Source organism: Polaribacter sp. PL03, from assembly GCF_033875165.1.
Lineage (GTDB): Bacteria > Bacteroidota > Bacteroidia > Flavobacteriales > Flavobacteriaceae > Polaribacter.
Genome location: NZ_JAWZSV010000005.1, coordinates 113017 through 134960, shown reverse-complemented (window position 1 = coordinate 134960; position 21944 = coordinate 113017). Strand labels below are relative to the sequence as shown.

The 21944-nt window shown below is 30.8% G+C and carries 10 protein-coding genes; 8 read left to right on the top strand and 2 right to left on the bottom strand.

What is annotated here, in order from left to right:
- Nucleotides 1-118: 118 nt before the first annotated feature.
- Nucleotides 119-1660: a glycine--tRNA ligase gene (locus SHK09_RS11795; protein ID WP_319810986.1), complete on the bottom strand. Its 1542-nt coding sequence runs from the start codon at nucleotides 1658-1660 to the stop codon at nucleotides 119-121.
- Nucleotides 1661-1822: 162 nt separating this feature from the next.
- Between SHK09_RS11795 and SHK09_RS11790 the strand changes: the two genes are divergently transcribed.
- Genes SHK09_RS11790 through SHK09_RS11780 form a run of 3 tightly spaced genes read left to right on the top strand, consistent with a single transcriptional unit; the run spans nucleotide 1823 to nucleotide 5037 of the window.
- On the top strand, nucleotides 1823-2509 hold the full coding sequence (locus SHK09_RS11790; RefSeq protein WP_319810985.1) for a ComF family protein: 687 nt from the start codon (nucleotides 1823-1825) through the stop codon (nucleotides 2507-2509).
- Nucleotides 2510-2565: 56 nt separating this feature from the next.
- Nucleotides 2566-4188: an Ig-like domain-containing protein gene (locus SHK09_RS11785; RefSeq protein ID WP_319810984.1), complete on the top strand. Its 1623-nt coding sequence runs from the start codon at nucleotides 2566-2568 to the stop codon at nucleotides 4186-4188.
- 57 nt (nucleotides 4189-4245) lie between these two features.
- Nucleotides 4246-5037: a THC0290_0291 family protein gene (locus tag SHK09_RS11780; protein ID WP_319810983.1), complete on the top strand. Its 792-nt coding sequence runs from the start codon at nucleotides 4246-4248 to the stop codon at nucleotides 5035-5037.
- Between the two features lie 703 nt (nucleotides 5038-5740).
- On the opposite strand, the gene SHK09_RS11775 is transcribed toward SHK09_RS11780, so the two are convergent.
- Nucleotides 5741-6310, bottom strand: coding sequence for a sigma-70 family RNA polymerase sigma factor (locus SHK09_RS11775; RefSeq protein WP_319810982.1), 570 nt, complete (start codon nucleotides 6308-6310; stop codon nucleotides 5741-5743).
- A gap of 202 nt (nucleotides 6311-6512) precedes the next feature.
- Here SHK09_RS11775 and SHK09_RS11770 point away from each other — a divergent pair, with 202 nt between their 5' ends.
- The 5 genes from SHK09_RS11770 (at nucleotide 6513) to SHK09_RS11750 (ending at nucleotide 21920) form a co-directional block, all read left to right on the top strand.
- Entirely contained in the window at nucleotides 6513-7376 is an 864-nt protein-coding gene (locus tag SHK09_RS11770) for an RNA polymerase sigma factor RpoD/SigA (protein ID WP_036827110.1), read from the top strand.
- 222 nt (nucleotides 7377-7598) lie between these two features.
- A complete protein-coding gene (gene rpe / locus SHK09_RS11765; RefSeq protein ID WP_319810981.1) occupies nucleotides 7599-8255 on the top strand; it encodes a ribulose-phosphate 3-epimerase in 657 nt (218 codons plus the stop codon).
- Nucleotides 8256-9617 carry an exonuclease domain-containing protein gene (locus SHK09_RS11760; protein ID WP_319810980.1) on the top strand — a complete coding sequence of 454 codons (1362 nt, stop codon included), beginning with the start codon at nucleotides 8256-8258 and terminating at the stop codon, nucleotides 9615-9617.
- A 181-nt stretch (nucleotides 9618-9798) separates the two neighbouring features.
- Complete coding sequence (locus SHK09_RS11755; RefSeq protein WP_319810979.1) at nucleotides 9799-19203, top strand: T9SS type A sorting domain-containing protein; 9405 nt, start codon at nucleotides 9799-9801, stop codon at nucleotides 19201-19203.
- 413 nt (nucleotides 19204-19616) lie between these two features.
- Complete coding sequence (locus SHK09_RS11750; RefSeq protein ID WP_319810978.1) at nucleotides 19617-21920, top strand: PAS domain S-box protein; 2304 nt, start codon at nucleotides 19617-19619, stop codon at nucleotides 21918-21920.
- Nucleotides 21921-21944: the final 24 nt, after the last annotated feature.

Genomic DNA, 21944 nt, shown 5'->3' with positions numbered 1-21944 from the left:
CAATTAAAACAATCATTAAATTTAGCGTGATACTACTATTTTACAAAAAACAGTACTTACACTTAAGCAAAATACCCCATCGAAAAGATGAGGTATTTATACGTAAACATAAAAAGCATTACATTTTTTGCAACCAAGTTTTCACTGCTACTTCTGCTTTTATTATTTCTTTTAAATCTGCAATAGCAACTCTTTTCTGCTCCATTGTATCTCTATGCCTTATAGTAACACATTTGTCTTCTAAAGTGTCATGATCTACAGTAATACAAAATGGCGTTCCTGCTGCATCCTGACGTCTGTAACGTTTACCAACAGCATCTTTTTCATCGTAAAAAACGTTGAAATCCCATTTTAAATCATCCATAATTTCACGTGCAACTTCTGGCAAACCATCCTTTTTAACTAAAGGAAAAATTGCCGCTTTAAAAGGTGCTAAAACAGATGGTAATTTTAAAACCGTTCTTGTAGTACCGTTTTCTAATTCTTCTTCTTGTAAAGAGTTAGAGAAAACAGCTAAGAACATTCTATCTAAACCAATAGAAGTTTCTACTACGTAAGGTGTGTAACTTTTATTTTCTTCATGATCGAAATATTGTAATTTCTTCCCAGAAAATTCTTCGTGTGCTTTTAAATCGAAATCTGTACGAGAATGAATACCTTCTAATTCTTTAAATCCGAAAGGAAAATTAAATTCAATATCTGCAGCTGCATCTGCATAATGTGCTAATTTATCATGGTCATGAAAACGATAGTTCTCTGCTCCCATACCTAAAGATAAATGCCATTTTAGACGCGTTTCTTTCCATTGGTTGTACCATTCTTTTTGAGTTCCTGGTTTTACAAAAAATTGCATTTCCATTTGTTCAAACTCACGCATTCTAAAAATAAACTGTCTTGCAACAATTTCATTTCTAAAAGCTTTACCCGTTTGTGCAATACCAAAAGGAATTTTCATTCTTCCTGTTTTCTGTACATTTAAGAAATTTACAAAAATTCCTTGTGCTGTTTCAGGGCGTAAATATAAATCCATTGCAGTTTCTGCAGAAGCACCTAATTTGGTACCAAACATTAAATTAAACTGTTTAACATCAGTCCAATTTCTAGAACCTGTTAAAGGATCTGCAATTTCTAATTCTTCAATTAATAACTTTACATCGGCTAAGTCTTCTTTTTCTAAAGACGCACCCATTCTTGCTAAAATTGTATTTATTTTTTCTTGGTATCCTAGAACTCTTCCGTTTGTAGAGATGAATTCTTCTTTATTAAAAGTTTCACCAAAACGCTTTTCTGCCTTTGCAACTTCTTTATTTATCTTACCTTCTATTTTAGCACAATAATCTTCAATTAAAACATCTGCTCTGTAACGTTTTTTAGAATCTTTATTATCAATTAAAGGATCATTAAAAGCATCTACATGTCCAGAAGCCTTCCAAGTTGTTGGGTGCATTAAAATTGAAGCGTCTATACCTACAATGTTCTCGTGCATTTGCACCATTGCTTTCCACCAGTAATCTCTAATATTTTTCTTTAGCTCAACTCCGTTTTGAGCGTAATCGTAAACCGCGCTTAAACCATCATAAATTTCAGATGATTGAAATACATAACCGTATTCTTTTGCGTGCGATAATACTTTTTTAAATTGATCTTCTTGTTTTGCCATAATGGCGACAAAGATAAACGTTTACATAAATTTTTCAAGAAAAAAATAGTTTCATTTTAACTCTTTATCATCAATATATAGCAGAAAATATTGTCATTCTTGTATCAACCTTTAAAATTCATTAAATTAAAGTACCTTTAAAAGGAATTGCTATCAAAAAAAATGAAACTTTTAAAAGATTTATTCCTTCTATTTTATCCTGAAATTTGCGCGAATTGCAATGAACAGTTATTACAGAATGAAAAAATAATTTGTACTTTTTGTAGACACGATTTACCTTTAACTCATTTTAAAAGTTTTACAGAAAATAAAGTCTCTAAAATTTTCTACGGAAGGGTAACCATTGAAAAAGCCTATTCTTTATTGTTTTTTAGAAAAGAAAGCATTACAAAAAATCTAATTCATGAATTAAAATACAAAGGAAATGAGGAAATTGGTGTTTTCTTTGGCAATTGGCTAGGAGAAATGCTTGCTCATAATAAAGAATTTTCTACTGTAGACTGTATTATTCCTGTACCTATTCACCTTAAAAGAAAAAAAATTAGAGGCTACAACCAAGTTACTAAATTTGGAGATTGTCTAAGTAAGCATTTAAACATTCCTTTAAATGAAGCCGTTTTAGTAAGAAAATCATCAACAAAAACACAAACTCTAAAAGCTCGTTTTGAAAGATTTAATGATTTGGAAACCAAATTCTCTTTAACAGATATTACAGCACTTAAAAACAAACATATTTTACTTATAGATGATGTAATTACAACGGGTGCAACTTTAGAAGCATGTTCTCTAGAACTATTAAAAACTTCTGGAATAAAAATAAGTATTTTAACAATGGCGTATACAGATTAAACTTTGTGATTTTAATCTCAAAAATAAATTGTTAATTTGTAGAAAATTTACTGTTTGTGAAATTCATTTATAAAACGCTTTTTTTATTACTTTCTATCGCTTTAATTTCTAGTTGTGCAAAAACAGGAAGACCAGATGGTGGGCCAAAAGATGAACTTGCACCACTTTTTGTATCATCGGAACCACCTTATGAAACAATTAATTTTAAGAATAAAGAAATAAGGCTTTCTTTTAACGAATTTGTAAAACTAAAAGATTTAGACAAACAGTTAGTTGTTTCTCCTCCTTTAAAAAGCCCTTTATTAATAACGCCGCAAGGAACAGCTAGTAGATTTTTAAACATTAAAATTCTAGATACTTTAAAGCCAAACACTACATATATTTTTAATTTTGGTAATGCTATTGAAGACAATAATGAAAGTAATAAATTAGAAGGTTTTAAGTACGTTTTTTCTACGGGTACTTACATAGATTCTTTAGTAACTTCTGGTAGTGTAACAGACGCTTTTCTAAATAAAAAACCAAAAAAAACCAATATTGTTTTATATAGAATAGATAGCACTTTTACAGATTCTATAGTTTATAAGAAAAAACCAAATTATGTTGCTACAGCTTTAGATACAACTAAGTTTAACTTCACTAATTTAAGAGAAGGAAAATATCTTTTATTAGCATTAGAAGAAAGCTCTAGCGATTATATTTTTGATCCTAAAGTAGATAAAATAGGGTTTTACACAGATATTATTACCCTACCAAAAGACAGCATAATAACAAAGCCAATTAAGTTATTTAAAGAAACACAGACGTATCGTTTTAAAAGAGCTAAAGAAACTTTTAAAGGTAAAATTGAATTTGGTTATGAAGGTAAAATAAAAGATTTTAAAGTTGAATTATTATCTAAAGTTCCAGATAATTTTAAAAGTGTTTCTAGATTCGAAATAGATAAAGACACTTTAAATTATTGGCACACTCCTATCGATGTAGATTCTTTAAACTTTATTGTATATAATGACAAGTTTTTAGATACAGTAACTGTAAGATTAAGAAAAAATAAATTAGATTCATTAAATATTAAACCTTCTACCAGCGGAACATTGCATTTAAGAGATACCTTTTATATTAAAAGTAATAACCCAATTGTAAAAATAGATACTAGTAAAATAGTTTTTATAAACAAAGATACCATAAGAGTTAAATACGCTAATTACATTTCTAAAAAAGAAAACAAAATAGGTTTCATCTTTGATAAAAAGCAAAAAGAAAATTACACTTTAAAAGCCCTACCTGGAAGTTTTACAGACGTCTACGATATTAAAAATGATTCTTTAAACTACAATTTTAAAACGGTAGAATTAGAAGACTATGGTAGAATTACGCTTAATGTAGTAAACACAACTTCTAAAAATGTAATTATAGATTTATTGTCTGGCAAAGATAATGATCAAATTATTGAAAGAAGATATGTTAGCACTTCTGAAACTCTTGTTTTTAACTTATTAGAACCTAAAACATATACAATAAGAGCTATTGTAGATGATAACAATAATAGAATATGGGACACAGGTAATTACTTATTAAAACAACAACCAGAGAATATTATTTACTACAAAGAAGAATTACAAGTTAGAGCAAACTACTTTCTAGAAGGGAATACTTTTACCATTAAAAACTCTAATTAATTTTTTTTTATAAAACTTTTAACATATATTTACTTCTTACTTTAAGACCCCTAAATCTTGAGAACCCCTATAACAATTATTTTTGTAATTGTTTTTATTCTAGAAATTAAGGCACAACATTACACACATGACATTGGTGGTTTTGTTGGCTCTACTAGTTTACAAACAGATTACGGCGAAAGAAGCCATTTTGGAAGTGAATACAACAACAAAGGTATGTCCTTCTCGGTGGCACATTATCTTAGTTTCTACAACAATACATTACGTTGGGATCCTAATGATGTGATGCACAATCATATCATGATAAAAACAGAACTTCAATACATACAAAACGAAGAACTAGAACACCATGGTACTTATGCCTCTAGGCAAAGTTATGCTGGCGAACAACTTCGAGCAATGAAAGGTAGTTTAAGAATGTTAAATCTAGGCGTGCATTTAGAGTACTTTCTAAGACCTCTAGAAGAATTTGTTTATCCGTATTCAGACATTTCATTCAATCCATTTTTTACATTTGGTGTGCAGTATTCTTTTTACAACAATGGTCTTAAGTCAGACTTAGGAGATTGGAAAGAAGACATCTCTGTCTTACCAAAAAAATACACATTAGAGAACTCTTTAGCTATAGGAAAAGGTCAAACTTTTGCTTTTAGTATGGGTTTAGGTACAAGATATAAATTATCAGAAAAAGTAGATTTAGTTGCGCAGTTTAATTATATCTATTTTTTATCTGATGAAGTAGATGGCTTAAAAGCAGAAGTATTTGAAAATAGAAATAATGAATGGGCATTAAACATGCAATTAGGTATAACATATCACCTTAATTTTAGCACACGCTTATTCGATTAAGGTACTTTATAACTTAACGCTATAAAAACATTAATTAATTCTCTTAGATGTCATTAAATACACAAGCCAATAATTTGTAATGTTTGTCTTAATTATTTAAAATACCGATAAGCAACTTTTTGTTATAATTTGTGTAACCTATGTTTCTGTAGATTCTTTTAAAACAGATCCATAAATTGTATGCAATACATTTTTTCACATTTGATGTGTAGTATTCTTTTTACAAAAACACAATTACGCCTAATTTAATAGATTACAAAAAAGCTATTTCTTGCTACAAGATTATATATTAGAACACTTTTTAAAAACAGGAAAAGGTTGAAATTAATTTATATTGTGGCTTTAGATACAAAATATAAATTAACAGAAAAGTGTATTTAATTCACCGTTTATTACATCTACTTGAAGTCTTATATAGTAGATGAGTTAAAAACAGAAGTAGTTAAAAATAGTAAATGAATATTAAACATGCAATTAAGTGTAGTATAACATCTTAATTTTACCACATATTTATTCGACTGAAGTACTTTATTACTTTAAATTTATAAAGAAATTAGTAAGTGTTTTTGGATATTTTAAAACATATAAGTCGGCAATTTGTAGTGTTTCTTTTATCATTTCTGTATCTACAAGTACCTTTTGCCTAACAATTTGTGAAACTTTATGTTTCGGTAGAATTTTCTTAAACGGATTATTCATACTTTTATAACTCTTCGTATAATTTAACAACCTTTGCTTTTGCTCTCTTAACTCTCATTTTAACAGCACTTTCGCCAATATTTAAAATTTCTTTTATTTCTTTAATACTCATTTCGTCTTGGTATTTCATTAATAAAATCATTTTTTCTGATGGATCTATTAAAGTTAACACTTTTGCTAATTTTGCAGATTTTAATTCAAATAAATTAGCATCTTCAATTTCTTCAAAAGAATCGTTATTCTCTTTAATTTGATCTGTTACAATAGTTACTTTCTCTTTTTTCTTATGACTATTTCTTTGTACATAATTAACACAAAAGTTATATGTAAAAGAATATAACCATGTAGAAAACTTAGAATTACCTTTAAACGTTTTTAGCTTAACAAAAAGTCTCACAAAAACATCATGCATTAAATCTTCAGCTTCTTCTTTATTCTTAGAAAAACCATAACATTTGTTATAAACCACGGTCGAAAAACGATCATATAAGGTTGCAAATAATTCTGTGTTATTAGTTCTAACTATTTCAAAAACTAAATCTTCATCGGTAATCTTTAAGGCTATTGTATTCAATTTGGTTGTATTTATGACACTAAATTAGCGGTTAAGTCACACCTAAAAATTAAAAAAAGATAAACGGTATTTTTTTATCGGTGAATGGTAGAAAACATACTTTTTCAAAAAAAAGAAAACTTTTTTGTAACATAATTATACTTTGCTGCGTATAAGTAAATGTAGCAAGAGTATTAATCCTTAAAAAGGCACAGAGAATTAAATGAGACAACTTAAAATTACCAAGCAGGTTACTAATAGAGAAACCGCATCGTTAGATAAATACTTACAAGAAATAGGTAAAGTAGATTTAATTACTGCAGATGAAGAAGTTGAATTGGCACAGCTTATTAAAGCTGGTGATCAAAGAGCTTTAGAAAAATTAACGAAAGCCAATTTAAGATTTGTTGTATCTGTTGCAAAACAATACCAAAATCAAGGATTAACATTACCAGATTTAATTAACGAAGGAAACTTAGGTTTAATTAAAGCTGCAAAACGTTTCGATGAAACTCGTGGTTTTAAGTTTATATCTTATGCCGTTTGGTGGATTCGTCAATCTATCTTACAAGCCTTAGCAGAACAATCTAGAATTGTACGTTTACCGTTAAATAAAATTGGTTCTATCAATAAAATTAACAAAATGTATGCTTTCTTAGAACAAGAAAACGAACGCCCACCTTCTGCAGAAGAAATTGCTAAGAAGTTAGACATGACTGTTAATGACGTAAAAGAATCTATGAAGAATTCTGGCCGTCACGTATCTATGGATGCTCCTTTAATTGAAGGTGAAGATTCTAACCTGTACGATGTATTAAACTCAGGAGAATCTCCAAACCCAGATAGAAAATTATTACACGAATCTCTAAGAATAGAAATTAATAGAGCCTTAGAAACATTAACGCCACGTGAGGCAGATGTTGTAAAATTATATTTTGGTTTAGGTGAACACCAACCAATGACTTTAGAAGAAATTGGTGAAACTTTCGATTTAACTCGTGAGCGTGTTCGTCAAATAAAAGAAAAAGCAATTAGAAGATTAAAGCACACTTCTAGATCTAAAATTTTAATGACTTACCTTGGTTAATCATTAACTTTTATAAAATTTAAAACTCTCAAATTCATTTTTTGAGAGTTTTTTTTTGAAGCTATTTCCCGCTTTCCGCTTTATCTTTTTTGTGAAAAACAAAAAAGGATGCCGCTTCAATCGGGGCTAAACTAATTTGCAAATTTATTACCAACTTATACTTTTATCAATTATCGAATTAATTACCTTTGCAAAACAAAATAACAACACAACAACAAATAAATGAGTAATTTACTTGCACCTTCAATTTTAGCAGCAGATTTTGCTAACTTACAAAGAGACGTAGAAATGGTAAACAATAGTGAAGCAGATTGGTTTCATATTGATATTATGGATGGCGTTTTTGTACCTAACATTTCTTTCGGAATGCCCGTTTTAAAAGCAATTGCTAAACACGCTACAAAAACAATTGATGTACACTTAATGATTGTTAATCCAGATCAGTACATTCAAACATTTGCAGATTTAGGAGCAAACATTTTAACTGTACATTATGAAGCATGTACACATTTGCACAGAACAATACAAGCAATTAAAGATGCAGGTATGAAAGCAGGAGTTGCTTTAAACCCACATACACCAATTGCCGTTTTAGAAGACGTAATTGAAGACTTAGATATGGTATGTCTTATGAGTGTAAACCCTGGTTTTGGCGGACAATCATTTATAGAAAACACCTTTAAAAAAGTAAGTCAATTAAGACATTTAATCGATTTTACAGAATCTGAATGTCTAATAGAAATAGACGGAGGAGTTACCTCTTATAACGCAAACGCATTAATTGAAGCCGGAGCAAATGTTTTAGTTGCAGGTAGTTTTGTTTTTGGAGCCGAAAACCCTACACAAACTATTGCTGACTTAAAAAAGACTATAGAATAATTGTTATACACAGTAGTAGACATAGAAACAACAGGAAATGGATATAAAGGTTCTAAAATAACCGAAATATCCATTTTTGTTTTTGACGGGAAAGTAATTGTAGATGAATTTACTTCTTTAGTAAATCCAGAACAAAACATTCCTGCTTTTATAACCAACCTTACGGGTATTACAAATGCCATGGTAAGAAATGCACCTAAGTTTTATGAAATTGCAAAAAAGATAGAAGAAATTACCAAAGACACCATTTTTGTAGCACATAATGTAAACTTCGATTATAACATTATTTACGAAGAATTTAAAAGTTTAGGTTTCTCTTTTAAACGAAAAAAACTATGTACCGTTCGTTTGTCTAGAAAACTAATTCCTGGTCTAAGTTCTTATAGTTTAGGTAACATTTGTACATCAGAAAATATTCCTATAAACGGTAGACACAGAGCAAAAGGAGATGCAGAAGCAACTACAGAATTGTTTAGAAGGTTAATAGAAAGAGATACTAATTTTACAATTAATTCTTTTTTAAACCCAAAATCTAGACAAGCAACCTTACCACCACTTTTAGACAAAAAAGTAGTAGACAACTTACCAGAAACTTTTGGTGTTTATTATTTTAAAAACTTAGAAAAAGAAATTATTTACGTTGGTAAATCTAATAATATAAAGCAACGTGTTATTAGTCATTTTTATGACAAAAAGAAAAAAGAGCAAACCATGTGTATGGAGACTGCAGACATTTCTTTTACAAAAACTGGTAGCGAATTACTAGCACTTTTACACGAATCTGCAGAAATAAAACACATTTACCCAAAATTTAATAGAGCACAAAGAAGAGCTGGTGAGGCAGTTGGTTTATTTTCTTATGAAGATCAAAAAGGAATTATTCATTTAGCCTATAATCGTTTAAAATTAGCACCAAACCCAATAATGAAATACTACACTGTTGCAGAATGTAGAAATCATTTAGAGGCCTTGTGTAAAGAGTTTGAGTTATGCCCTAAATATTGTCACTTACAAACCAATGTTTCTAGTTGCTTTCACTTTCAATTAAAAGAATGTAAAGGTATTTGTTGCGACAAGGAAGCTGTTGAAGATTATAACAAACGAGTTAAAGAAGCTATTAAATCTGTTGGTATTGGTGCAGAAAATTTAGTTATTAAAGAAAAAGGGAGAACTAAAAATGAAATTGGTTTCGCTTTAATATTAAATGGAATTTATTTAGGTTTTGGATATGTAGATACCCAACAATCTAAACAGTTAGAAACCCCAGAAGATTACCAATTTTTTGTAGAACCAAAGAAAGATAATAGAGATATTCAAAGAATAATAGCTGCTTATTTAAAGAAAAAAAAAGCACTCAATTAATAGTTATTAACTTCAAATAAGACAACATTTTAACTTCTTTTTTTTTGCCTTTTAATTAAAAATACTACCTAAAATATTCCTCTAAAATTATCGTTTAAAAATAAGTGACTTTAAACAATAATAGGTGTCATAGATATATATAAAATAATGACTACTTTTGTAGCTTAATATAATTTCTAAAATGATCAACCTATTTAAGAAAACGAAATCCTTTGGGGGAAGGCTTCGTTTTGCTTTTATGCCCTCTCTATTTATTTCTTTTTTATTATTTACTTCAATAAGTCTAACCGCACAAACAAATGCACCTAGCATTCAATCTGGCGTAACTTTTCAATGGAGTGATACACAAACAAATCAAAGTAATTCTGCAACTATAAAAAGTATTACCATAAACGGTAGTGTTTATGATGATTTTAAAGCACCTTCTGGTTACGCTTTAACTCAACTTGGGCAGAATGGACATAACCCAAACGGTATAAGATTTAACGGTACAAATATTGAAACTACTAGTTCTAGCGCTACTTGGGCTGCTTCTGCTTTAAGTGCTTTTCAAGACAGAAACTTAAATCACTATTTTCAGGCTTCTTCAAACGGTGTTAATATTTGCGATAATTATACCGCAGAGAATACTACACTTTCTCAAAGGCAAACTTTAACCTTTGCAAATACAATAACAAGTACTGGTTCTATTTTAGCTGTTACAGAAAGAAATGCTAATAACTGTATTCATATAGAAATTTTTGGAATTCCTGCAAACGGAACTTCAGAAGTATCTTTAGGAGAAACTTTTATTAACCCAGACACTACTAGATGGGGTTTTGGTGGTACAAGTGCTAACCCAGGTCTTGGTACTCCAGGTGCATTTAATCCACCAAGTGCAAATTCAGACTATTGGTTAACAGACAGAGTTGTAGATAATAGAGGTACAATTGGTCTTGCCTTATTTAACCTAGAAAGCTTTGTTCCTATCGGTTCAGAAATTTCTAGAATACAATATACAGCAGCTTCATCAGATCATTTCGATGGAAAAGTTTTTGTTTTAAATAACAGTTCTGTAAATAACAATGGCGATAATATTAATGATGCTGATGACGATGATGATGGTATCTTAGATATTAATGAAAGAATTTGTAACAGTGTTTCTGCTAAATCTGCGAGCGCTATTGTTGCAAACAACAATGTAATAAATGCAAATAACATACTAACACCTAGTAGTGCAAGTGCAGAATTTAACGCTATTGGAGATAATTTAATTATAGATTTAGGAAGTTTTATTCCTGTAGGAACAACTTTAAAGTTTCAAATATCTGCAACTTCTACTTCTTCAAAAGCAATTACTATAGAGCAATCTAATTCAGATGGTTCTTCAACTTCTAATTTAGCGGCTGTTACAAAAACATCTACACCGTCACAAAATATTGATTATATCTTAACTAAAGATACAAGGTACATTCAACTAAAAATGACGGCTGTTTCTAATGGTATATTAGCTATTAGTTATTTAGAAGTTCAAGATCACCTAATATGTACAGATATAGATACAGATGGAGATTTAATACCAGATTATAAAGATACAGATAGTGATGGTGATGGTTGTCCAGATGCTATTGAAGCTAATGGAGGTATTACATTATCTCAATTAGATGCTTCTGGTGCAATAGACGTTTCTATAAATGGTACAGATGTAAATGGTGTACCAAATGATGCTAATGGAGGACAAACAGATGTTAGTTCTATTAATTCAAATATTATAAGTTTACAATGTGATACAGACGGAGATGGTATACCAGCAAATATAGATTTAGATGATGATAATGATGGTATTTTAGATACTATTGAAAATGAAAATTGTATTGTAGGTACTCCTTCTAACTCTGGTACTTGGACAGCTTCAGGAAGCGGTTCTGCTAGAACATGGGCAACTACTGCTGGTTTAATTAATGTAGTTGCTTCTGCTACAAATTATGGAGCAGGAACAGGTTTTGCGTTAAATGATTTTTTAACAAACGATGTAATGTCATGTAGTGGAGCTTACAGCGAACCTACTATTATTAACAATCCTTCTTTAAGTATAAGACATACATTTCACCCAGATGGTAATATTAATGGAACACCAAGTACAGGTGAAATAACTTTTGATTTTGGAGTTGATGTAATTAACCCAGTACTACATTTCGACCGTTTAGGTGGTGGTGGTGGTGATGGTAAAACTACTTCTTCATTAATTTCAGTTTTAACATCAGGAATAACATTAACAGAATTACAACAAAATGACATTCATTTTGATACAACTTCTAGCTCAATTACTAGAACATCTGGTATTAGTTACAACAGTACTCCTTCTGAATGTGGACCACCATTAGCAGGAACTGCTGCAGGTAGTGTTCGATTAAATGGTATATTTAGAACCGTAACTATAAAAGTTTCTATGAATCCTAACCAAAATGCTTTGGTTAACGATCGTTGGGAAATTGCTTTTAGTGATGTTGTACAAGCACCAGACTGTGACAATGATGGTATTGCTAATAAATTCGATTTAGATTCAGATAATGACGGTATTACAGATGTAATTGAAGCAGGTGGAACAGATGCAAACCAAGATGGTATTGCAGACGGTGCAGTAGGTACAACACCTACTACAAATGGTGTTCCAAGTTCAGCAGGAACTGGTCTTACTCCTTTAAATTCAGACACAGATAGTATTCCAGACTTTTTAGATATAGATGCAGATAATGATGGTATTCCAGATAATATTGAAGCACAAACATCTGCTGGATACATTCAACCAAGTGGAGTTGGTACAAACATTACAGATACAAATGAAAACGGTGTAGATGATGTTTATGAAAACACATCTAGTAATACTGTTGGTTTTGTTCCAGAAAACACAGATGGAGATAATAAACCAGATTATTTAGACGCAGATTCAGATAATGATGGAGTTTTAGATATAGTAGAAAACGGAGATACAGATAACACATTAGCAGGAACTGATATAGATGGAGATGGTTTAGATGATAATTTCGATGATAATAATGACGCTAGTATTAATGGATCGACAGTAAATGATGGTTTAGGCAATGGTGATAAAGTAACAAACGCTACAAACCTTGAAACAGCATATGGAGATGAAGACACTGATTTTCCTGAAACAGGAGATGTCGATTATAGAGATATTTTAGATAACGATAATGATGGTATTCCAGATTCTATCGATTTAGATGATGACAACGATGGTATTGCAGATACAGATGAGGGGTGTGAAAACCTAATTACAAATGGTGATTTTGAAAATCAAGATTTCTCAGATGCAAGTATATTCCCTGGTGGTTTTACCTCTCCTGGAGGTACATTTATTGGTACAACATATAATACAAATACATTAGAAGGATGGAATTACACCCAAAATTTAGATGGATGGGTTGGTGGTAAATCTCCAAGTTGGGATCCAACTGTGATTTATGCAGACGCTTATAAAGGTAATCAATACTTAGATGCTCTAGGTAACAATGATGTTACTGGTGGTGTAAGTAACATACTTTCTCAAACTGTAACTACTATTGTAGGTAAAAGCTATACACTTTCTTTCTTTTGGGGAGAAGATGTAGGTCATGAAACGAATCAAGATGTTACACTAAATGTTGCCATTTTAGATGCTTCTAATACAGCAATCATAAATCAAACCCTTGTTGCTACATCTGAAGGTAAAATAGGTGGAATTATTGGCCCAAAAAAGTGGTATGTTTTTTCTCAAGAATTTGTTGCAACAACAACACAAACTACACTTCAATTTCAAGCAACACCTCCTTCTACTGGATCACTTGGTGCTGGAGCTGCTCTAGACTTTGTAAGTATTTCTACTTGTGCAGACACAGATAATGATGGTATTCCTAACTCTTTCGATTTAGATTCAGATAATGATGGTATTCCAGATTTAGTAGAAGCTGGTGGTACAGATACAGACGGAAACGGTTTAATAGATAATATAAACCCTGACGGAACACTTACTAATGATACAGATAATGATGGTTTAGATGATCGTTATGATTCAGATAATGGAGGTACAGATCTTTCAAATATCGATACTGATGGTGATGGTATTCCTAACTCGCAAGATCTAGATGCTGATAACGACGGTATTCCTGATGTAATTGAAGCTGGTGGTGTTGATGAAAACGGAGACGGTAAAGCAGATAATTTTATAGATACAGATAACGATGGTTTTAATGATGTTGTTGATGGGGATGTTGGACAAGATGGTACTTCAGAAAACACAACAAATGCATTAATTACTACAGGACCAGATGCAGATAATGATGGTGCGCCAGATTCTTACCCTAACGGAGATACAGATAATGATGGTATTCCTAATCACTTAGATTTAGATGCTGATAACGATGGTATTGCAGATGTTGTGGAAGCTGGTGGAACTGATGTTAATGGTGATGGTAAAGCAGATAACTTTGTAGATGCTGATAACGACGGTTTTAATGATGTTGTTGATGGAGATCCTACAAATGCTTTGGCTAACGGTACGGATACTGCAGGAACAAATACAAACAATGCACTAATTATTAGTGGACCTGATGGAGATAATGATGGGAAACCAGACTCTTACCCTAACGGAGATACAGATAATGATGGTATTTTAAATCATTTAGATTTAGATGCAGATAACGATGGTATCGCAGATGTTGTAGAAGCTGGTGGAACTGATGTTAATGGTGATGGTAAAGCAGATAACTTTGTAGATGCTGATAACGACGGTTTTAATGATGTTGTTGATGGAGATCCTACAAATGCTTTGGCTAACGGTACGGATACTGCAGGAACAAATACAAACAATGCACTAATTATTAGTGGACCTGATGGAGATAATGATGGGAAACCAGACTCTTACCCTAACGGAGATACAGATAATGATGGTATTTTAAATCATTTAGATTTAGATGCAGATAACGATGGTATTGCAGATGTTGTAGAAGCTGGTGGAACTGATGTTAATGGTGATGGTAAAGCAGATAACTTTGTAGATGCTGATAACGATGGTTTTAATGACGTTGTTGATGGGGATCCTACAAATGCTTTAGCTAACGGAACAGATACTGCAGGAACAAATACAAACAATGCTTTAATTGTTACCGGTGAAGACACTGATAATGATGGAAAACCAAATTCTTATCCTAACGGAGATACAGATAATGATGGTATTCCTAATCACTTAGATTTAGATGCAGATAACGATGGTATCGCAGATGTTGTAGAAGCTGGTGGAACTGATGTTAACGGAGATGGTAAAGCAGATAACTTTGTAGATGCTGATAACGACGGTTTTAATGATGTTGTTGATGGAGATCCTACAAATGCCTTAGCTAACGGAACAGATACTGCAGGAACAAATACAAACAATGCTCTAATTATTACAGGTGCAGATACAAATGGTGATGGAAACCCTAACTCTTACCCTACTGGTGATACTGATAATGATGGTATTTTAAATCATTTAGATTTAGATGCAGATAACGATGGTATCGCAGATGTTGTAGAAGCTGGTGGAACTGATGTTAATGGAGATGGTAAAGCAGATAACTTTGTAGATGCTGATAACGATGGTTTTAATGATGTTGTTGATGGAGATCCTACAAATGCTTTAGCTAACGGAACGGATACTGCAGGAACAAATACTTCAAACGTATTAATCGTTACTGGTGCAGATACTAGTAATGATGGAAAACCTAATTCTTATCCTAACGGAGATACTGACAATGATGGAATCTTAGATAATTTAGACTTAGATGCAGATAACGATGGTATCGCAGATGTTGTAGAAGCTGGTGGAACTGATGTTAACGGAGATGGTAAAGCAGATAACTTTGTAGATGCTGATAACGATGGTTTTAATGATGTTGTTGATGGAGATCCTACAAATGCTTTAGCTAACGGAACGGATACTGCAGGAACAAATACTGCAAACGTATTAATCGTTACTGGTGCAGATACTAATAATGATGGAAAACCTAACTCTATACCAACTAATGATACAGATGGGGATGGAATAAGAGATTATCTTGATTTAGATTCTGACAACGACGGTATTGTTGATGTAATTGAAGCTGGTGGTAATGATACTAACAGAGATGGTTTAGAAGATAATTTTGTTGATGCTGACAACGATGGTTTTAACGATGCAGTTGATGGTGACCCTACAAATGCTTTAGCTAATGGAACGGATACTGCAGGTAGCAATACTTCAAACGTATTAATTGCAACTGGTGCTGATACTAATAATGACGGAAAACCTAATTCTTATCCGAATGCAAATTTGGATGGAGATGATAAATTAAACCATGTAGACATCGATGCTGACAATGACGGTATTCCAGATAATATTGAAGGTCAAACTTCGATAGGTTATACTGCTCCAAGTGGTGTAGGTGTAGGTATTACTGATGCGAACATGAATGGTGTAGATGATGTTTATGAAACAGCAACTACTATAGGGCTAGATCCTGAAAACACAGATGGAACTGACAACCCAGATTATTTAGATTTAGATTCAGATAATGATGGTATTTTAGATATTGCTGAAAATGGTGATACTGATAATACTTTAGCAGGAACGGATCAAGATAATGACGGTTTAGATGATAACTTCGATGATAATAATGACGCTAGTATAGCAGGTTCAACTGTAAATGACGGTTTAGGTAATGGTGATAAAGTAACAAATATTACAAATCTTGAAACAGCATATGGAGATGAAGATGCTAACTTTAATCCTGGTATAGGAGATTTAGATTATAGAGATACTTCAGAAAATGGAGTTCCTATGATTACACAAGTATATCAATTTGGTGCAGAAAGATGGATTGAAATAACAAACATTCAAGGTGTAAATAGTATTCCTGCAAATGTTATAAAAATTCAATTATATAAAGATAAAACAGGAGAACAAGTTAATGTAACACCAGATGTAACTTATACAGTTACTTCAGCTTTAGCACCTGGTCAATCTGTAATCTTTAAGAATACTGGAAACGTTATTACAAACATTAATAGTTCAGCAATTAATATTACGAATAATGCTTTAACAGATATTGCAGGAGCAAATGATATTATTACACTTTCTACAACAAATGACGCAACGTCTTATGCTAATAGATATGATGTAGTAGAAGCTTTTGATGATAATACATCTTATGTTAGAATTGATGAGACATTAATTCCTAATGAAACTTATACAGAAAATGAATGGGTTGTATTTATAGACGATGCATTAAGACCAGAAGAATTCTTAATAACTGCTGCAGAAAGACATCCACATGATCCTTTAATATCAGAAATTGTAGGTTCTAGTGAAGAAGCAAACACGTTGTTAGGATTACATAGAATTGAAAAAACAGTAAGAACTGGCAATATCTGGAACAATGGTTTTCCTGATAGATCTAGATATGTAGTTGTTAATGAAAAGTATGAACATAAAGATGAAAGGTTAAGTGCTCGTAAATTAGAAGTACAAGGTTCAAATATTTTATCTTTAGACAGTCAGTTATTAGTAGTTACAAATAATATAAACATAGCAGATAATGCAGAGATTCGTTTATTAGGTAATAGTCAATTTGTACAAACACATACTGGTGTTTCAGATGTTACAGGTAACGGAAAATTATATGTAGAACAAAATACTGGTTTAGCTAATATTTATAGATACAATTATATGAGTTCTCCTGTTACAACTCTTGGTGCACAAACTTATAGTGTAGAAAGTGTTTTAAAAGATGGTACAAACGCTGTTAGCCATAATGGTGTTGTTGGTCAAGGAGCATTAAACATAGCAAGAAACATAAATTTTGTTGGCGGTTTTGATGGTAGTACTGGTACACCAATTAATATTGCAGATTATTGGATTTATACTTTTGCAAGTTCTAATGGTAATAGATCTAGTTGGGCACAGAAATTTAAAAGTGGAACAATGAAATCTACAGATGGTTTTATATTCAAAGGACCAGAAGTAGATCAAAACTATACTTTTGTTGGAAACCCTAATGATGGAGCGCAAACTACTAATGTTGGTGGAAATGATTCTTATTTATTAGGAAACCCATTCCCTTCTGCTTTAAACGGATTAAAGTTTATTAAAGACAACCTTGGTTCTATAGATGGTAGTTTATATTTCTGGGACCATGTAGGTGAAGAAGATGATAGTTCTACTGCTAGTAGTGGTCATAACTATGCTGGTTATATTGGTGGGTATGCAACATTAAACTTATCAATGGCAGTACCTGGTTTAAAACCGTCTGTTGGAGCATTTAATATTACCCTAGAGGCTGAAAACGCAACTACTAATGGTTTACTTTTAGTTGACAGTGCTGTAAACTTTATTACTTTGAATAACAATATAAGTTTTATCCAATTTAATGCTATTACAAGAGCTACAGATGTAATTAATATAAATTATAAATCTGTAACTGGTAAATCATTAATACTTAAAGTAGATAATAAAGTTATAAATACTTACAATTTACCAGCAAGTCCTAACACTTCAACATTTACTATTAATGAATGTCTTACTGTTGGCTCTATAATTAGATTCGAATCTTTGGACACAAATCCAATTGCAGTAGATAACATTGTTATGAATGATGATGATGGAGATATTACTTGTGCACCTTCTAGTGGAACAGATGCTAGTTTGTATAAAACTCCAGGAACTTTTATTCCTGTTGGCCAAGGTTTCTTTATTGGAGGAGATGTAGATGGAGGACCAATTGTGTTTAACAATAGCCAAAGACAATATGTAACTGAAGGTACTACTAGTTCAGTTTTCTTTAAAACATCAAAGAAAACAAAAGATGGAATCGTTGAAAATGATGATTTTAATAGACTTCCTTTATTAAAATTAGGAATGGATTTTGTTAGTGAAGAAGGAAAATCTTTACACCGTCAAATTGGTGTTTCATTTAGCCCTAATAACAGTTCTGGTTTCGACAAAGGGTATGATAGTGAAATAAACGATTTAGGTACAACAGATATTTACTGGAAGTTTTCTAATAATGATAGTAAGTATGTAATTGCTGGAGTTGAAAATGTTTCTACATCTTTAGAAATACCTTTCGAGATTACAATGAATTATAAAGGTACTATCGTTTTAAAAATTGATGATCTTAATAGAATTACAGAAAATATGTTTGTTAAAGATAAACTAGAAAACAGAACATATTCTATTACAGACAATCAAGTTGCTTTACAATTAAATAAAGGAGAGCACAAAGATAGATTTGCAATCGTTTTTAAAGAAGGAAAAGTTTTAGCAACAGACGATGTAAATAACCCCGTTTTAGAAAACCAGATCTCTATTTTCTTAGATAAAGAAAGTAATGAGCTAGTTATTAATAATAGAAACAGTTTAAATATAGAATCTGTAACACTATTCAATATATTAGGTCAGAAAGCTAAAAGTTGGAATACTATAGCATCTAAAATTGAGAATAGATTAAAAGTTACAAACTTATCTGATGCAGTTTATATTGTAAATATAAAAACTGAAAAAGGTATAATTAGTAAGAAAATATTTTATAAAAAATAGAGAAATCTTTATCATAAAATATTCTTTATTGAATAAGAAAAGCCAAACTTAATTAAGTTTGGCTTTTTTTTTATTAAAAATAAATATTACAACTTTCTAATTTTTTGTTTCTTAAATATATTAATAGTAAATATTTCAGCAAAAAGTATCTAATTATTTTATTCTATTTAATGAGTAAAACTAAAAGACAAATAACTATTAAATTTAACTACATTTACAATAGTTACCTTCTACCCTATTATTTCCTTGTTTTCGTTTCTTAAGCTCTAAATTAGAAAATAGCTCTACAAATAATAACTCATTACCTCAAAATAGCAGAATTCAGATGCAAAAAAAAAGAAAACTATAATAAGATAGAAAAAATAAATATTTAAAAAGTAAAATAGCAATTAGTTAACCCCCAAACACGAGCTATGATAGAATCTAAGAATTTAATTCAGGAACTAAAAGCTCAAAACACGAAGCTAAAAGCTCAAAACAAACAACTAAAAAAAACAAAAAGAAGCGCAGAAGTATTTGCTTATAAACTAGATTTATTTTCTAATTTTTCTCCAAATGGACTTTTTATTATCGATTGTGATAACAAAATAATAGATATTAATAAAAGTGGTCTAAGCCTTTTATCTAAGAAACGTAGTGAATTAAATAGTTTAACTTTTAATCAATTTATTACAGAGAAATATAATCTAGACTTCAAGATCTTTTTACTAAAAACAAAAGAAAAGAATAGTGTAAATTATTGTGAAATTGAACTAACTATAGATAAAGATAAACATGTATTTGTGCGCTTAACAGCTAAATTTATAGAAAAAGAGCAACAATATCTTATAATTACTATAGATGAAACAGAAAAAGAATTTTTTAAAAAGAAACTACAAGAAAACGAATCTGTTTTTAAAGAAATTCAAAGAATAGGACACGTAGGTTCTTATCAATTTAACATATCTACTAATTCATTAGAATTATCACAAGAACTAAGGTTTATTTTTGGTGTTCAGAATAATACTCCTTTAAACATCATGGAAACATGGTTAAATATAGTGCACCCATTAGACAGAGAAATAATGGAGCTTTGTTTAAGAAAATGTATTCTTAATAAAACTTCTTTTCGAAAAGAGTATAGAATAATTCGTTTAAATGATGGTGCAGTTAGGTGGTTAGATGGCTGGGGAGAGATTAGTTATGATAACGAATTGGATGAACTTTCTATGATTGGTGTAATTCAAGACATTACAGAAAGAAAGCTCGCTCTTGAAAAAATACAAAGTGCAGAAACACGTTCTCATCAAATTTTCGAAGCTTCTAAAGAAGGTATTTTAATTCTCGATGCAATCACAGGTCAAATTACAGATGCAAATCCTTTTCTTATAGAATTAATTGGTTTTAATTATGATGAATTAGTAGGAAAAGAACTTTGGGAAATTGGTGTTTTTAAAAACATAGCAACCTCTAAAGAGACCTTTATCGAGTTACAAAATAAAGAATATATTCGATTTGAAGACATGCCGTTAGAAACAAAAGCAGGTACATCAATAGATGTAGAGTTTGTAAGTAATGTTTATATGGTAGATACTCGCAAGGTGATTTTGTGTCATATTCGAGATATATCCGACAGAAAAAAAGCAGACAAGGCGCTACAAGAAAGTGCTCAGTTATATTATGCTATGTTCGAAAAAAATCAAACACCACAGCTTTTAATAGATCCTATAAATGGTAATATTATTGATGTAAATTCGGCTGCTGCAAGATTTTATGGTTATTCATTAAAAGATTTTAGATTAATGACTTTATCTGACATTAGTACATTTTCTTCTGAACACATACTAGAAGAGATGAAAAAATTTACACTTACAGGTCCATCATATTTCGAATTTATTCATAAACTAGCCTCAGGTGAAACTTGTGACATTGAGATTTATACAAGTCCTTTGTCTATTAATGGTCAAGCTTTACTTATTTCAACTATAAACGACATCTCTAAAAGAAAACTTGAAGAAGAAAGGTTGGTTCAATTAAACAATAAATTAGAAGAAGTTAATATTTTAAAATCACAATTTATATCTACAGTATCACATGAGTTTAGAACGCCATTAGCAGGAATTCTTTCTAGTGTACAACTTTTACAAATTTATAATGATACATGGGGTAAAGAAAAAAAAGAAAAACAGTTTAAACAAATATTCGACGCCGTCCAACATACTAAAGCACTCTTAGACGATGTATCTCTTATAGATGAAGAACAAACTAGTAAATCTTTTTTTAGACCTACAAACATTAAGTTATTACCACTTATAAATGAAATTATCGAGGAGAACTTAAGTGTCTCAGAAACCAACCAAAAAGTAATTATAAAATCTAAATTAGATATTGAAAGCTATTATATGGATTCGATTATGATTCGTCATATTCTAAATAATATTATTTCTAATGCTTTAAAATATAGTAGTAAAAACATTACAATTCATTTATCTAAAACTAAAAAAAAGGAAGTAAAATTTATAATTAAAGATCTAGGAATAGGAATACCTACAGACGAAATAAAATACTTATTAGAGCCTTATTATAGAGCTTCTAATAAAGGATCTGCTCAAGGAACAGGATTTGGATTATCTGTTGTAAAAAGATTTGTAGACCTTCACAAAGGTAAAATGCTAATAGAATCTGTTGTAAATGAAGGTACTGCTGTTATAATTATTTTACCCTACTTACAACAATAAAAAATAAAATAATTCTAATTAAGA

Coding starts and splice junctions, on each gene's coding strand:
- SHK09_RS11795 (WP_319810986.1), bottom strand. CDS start 1,660: ATGGCAAAACAAGAAGATCAATTTAAAAAAGTATTATCGCACGCAAAA.
- SHK09_RS11790 (WP_319810985.1), top strand. CDS start 1,823: ATGAAACTTTTAAAAGATTTATTCCTTCTATTTTATCCTGAAATTTGC.
- SHK09_RS11770 (WP_036827110.1), top strand. CDS start 6,513: ATGAGACAACTTAAAATTACCAAGCAGGTTACTAATAGAGAAACCGCA.
- rpe (WP_319810981.1), top strand. CDS start 7,599: ATGAGTAATTTACTTGCACCTTCAATTTTAGCAGCAGATTTTGCTAAC.
- SHK09_RS11755 (WP_319810979.1), top strand. CDS start 9,799: ATGATCAACCTATTTAAGAAAACGAAATCCTTTGGGGGAAGGCTTCGT.
- SHK09_RS11750 (WP_319810978.1), top strand. CDS start 19,617: ATGATAGAATCTAAGAATTTAATTCAGGAACTAAAAGCTCAAAACACG.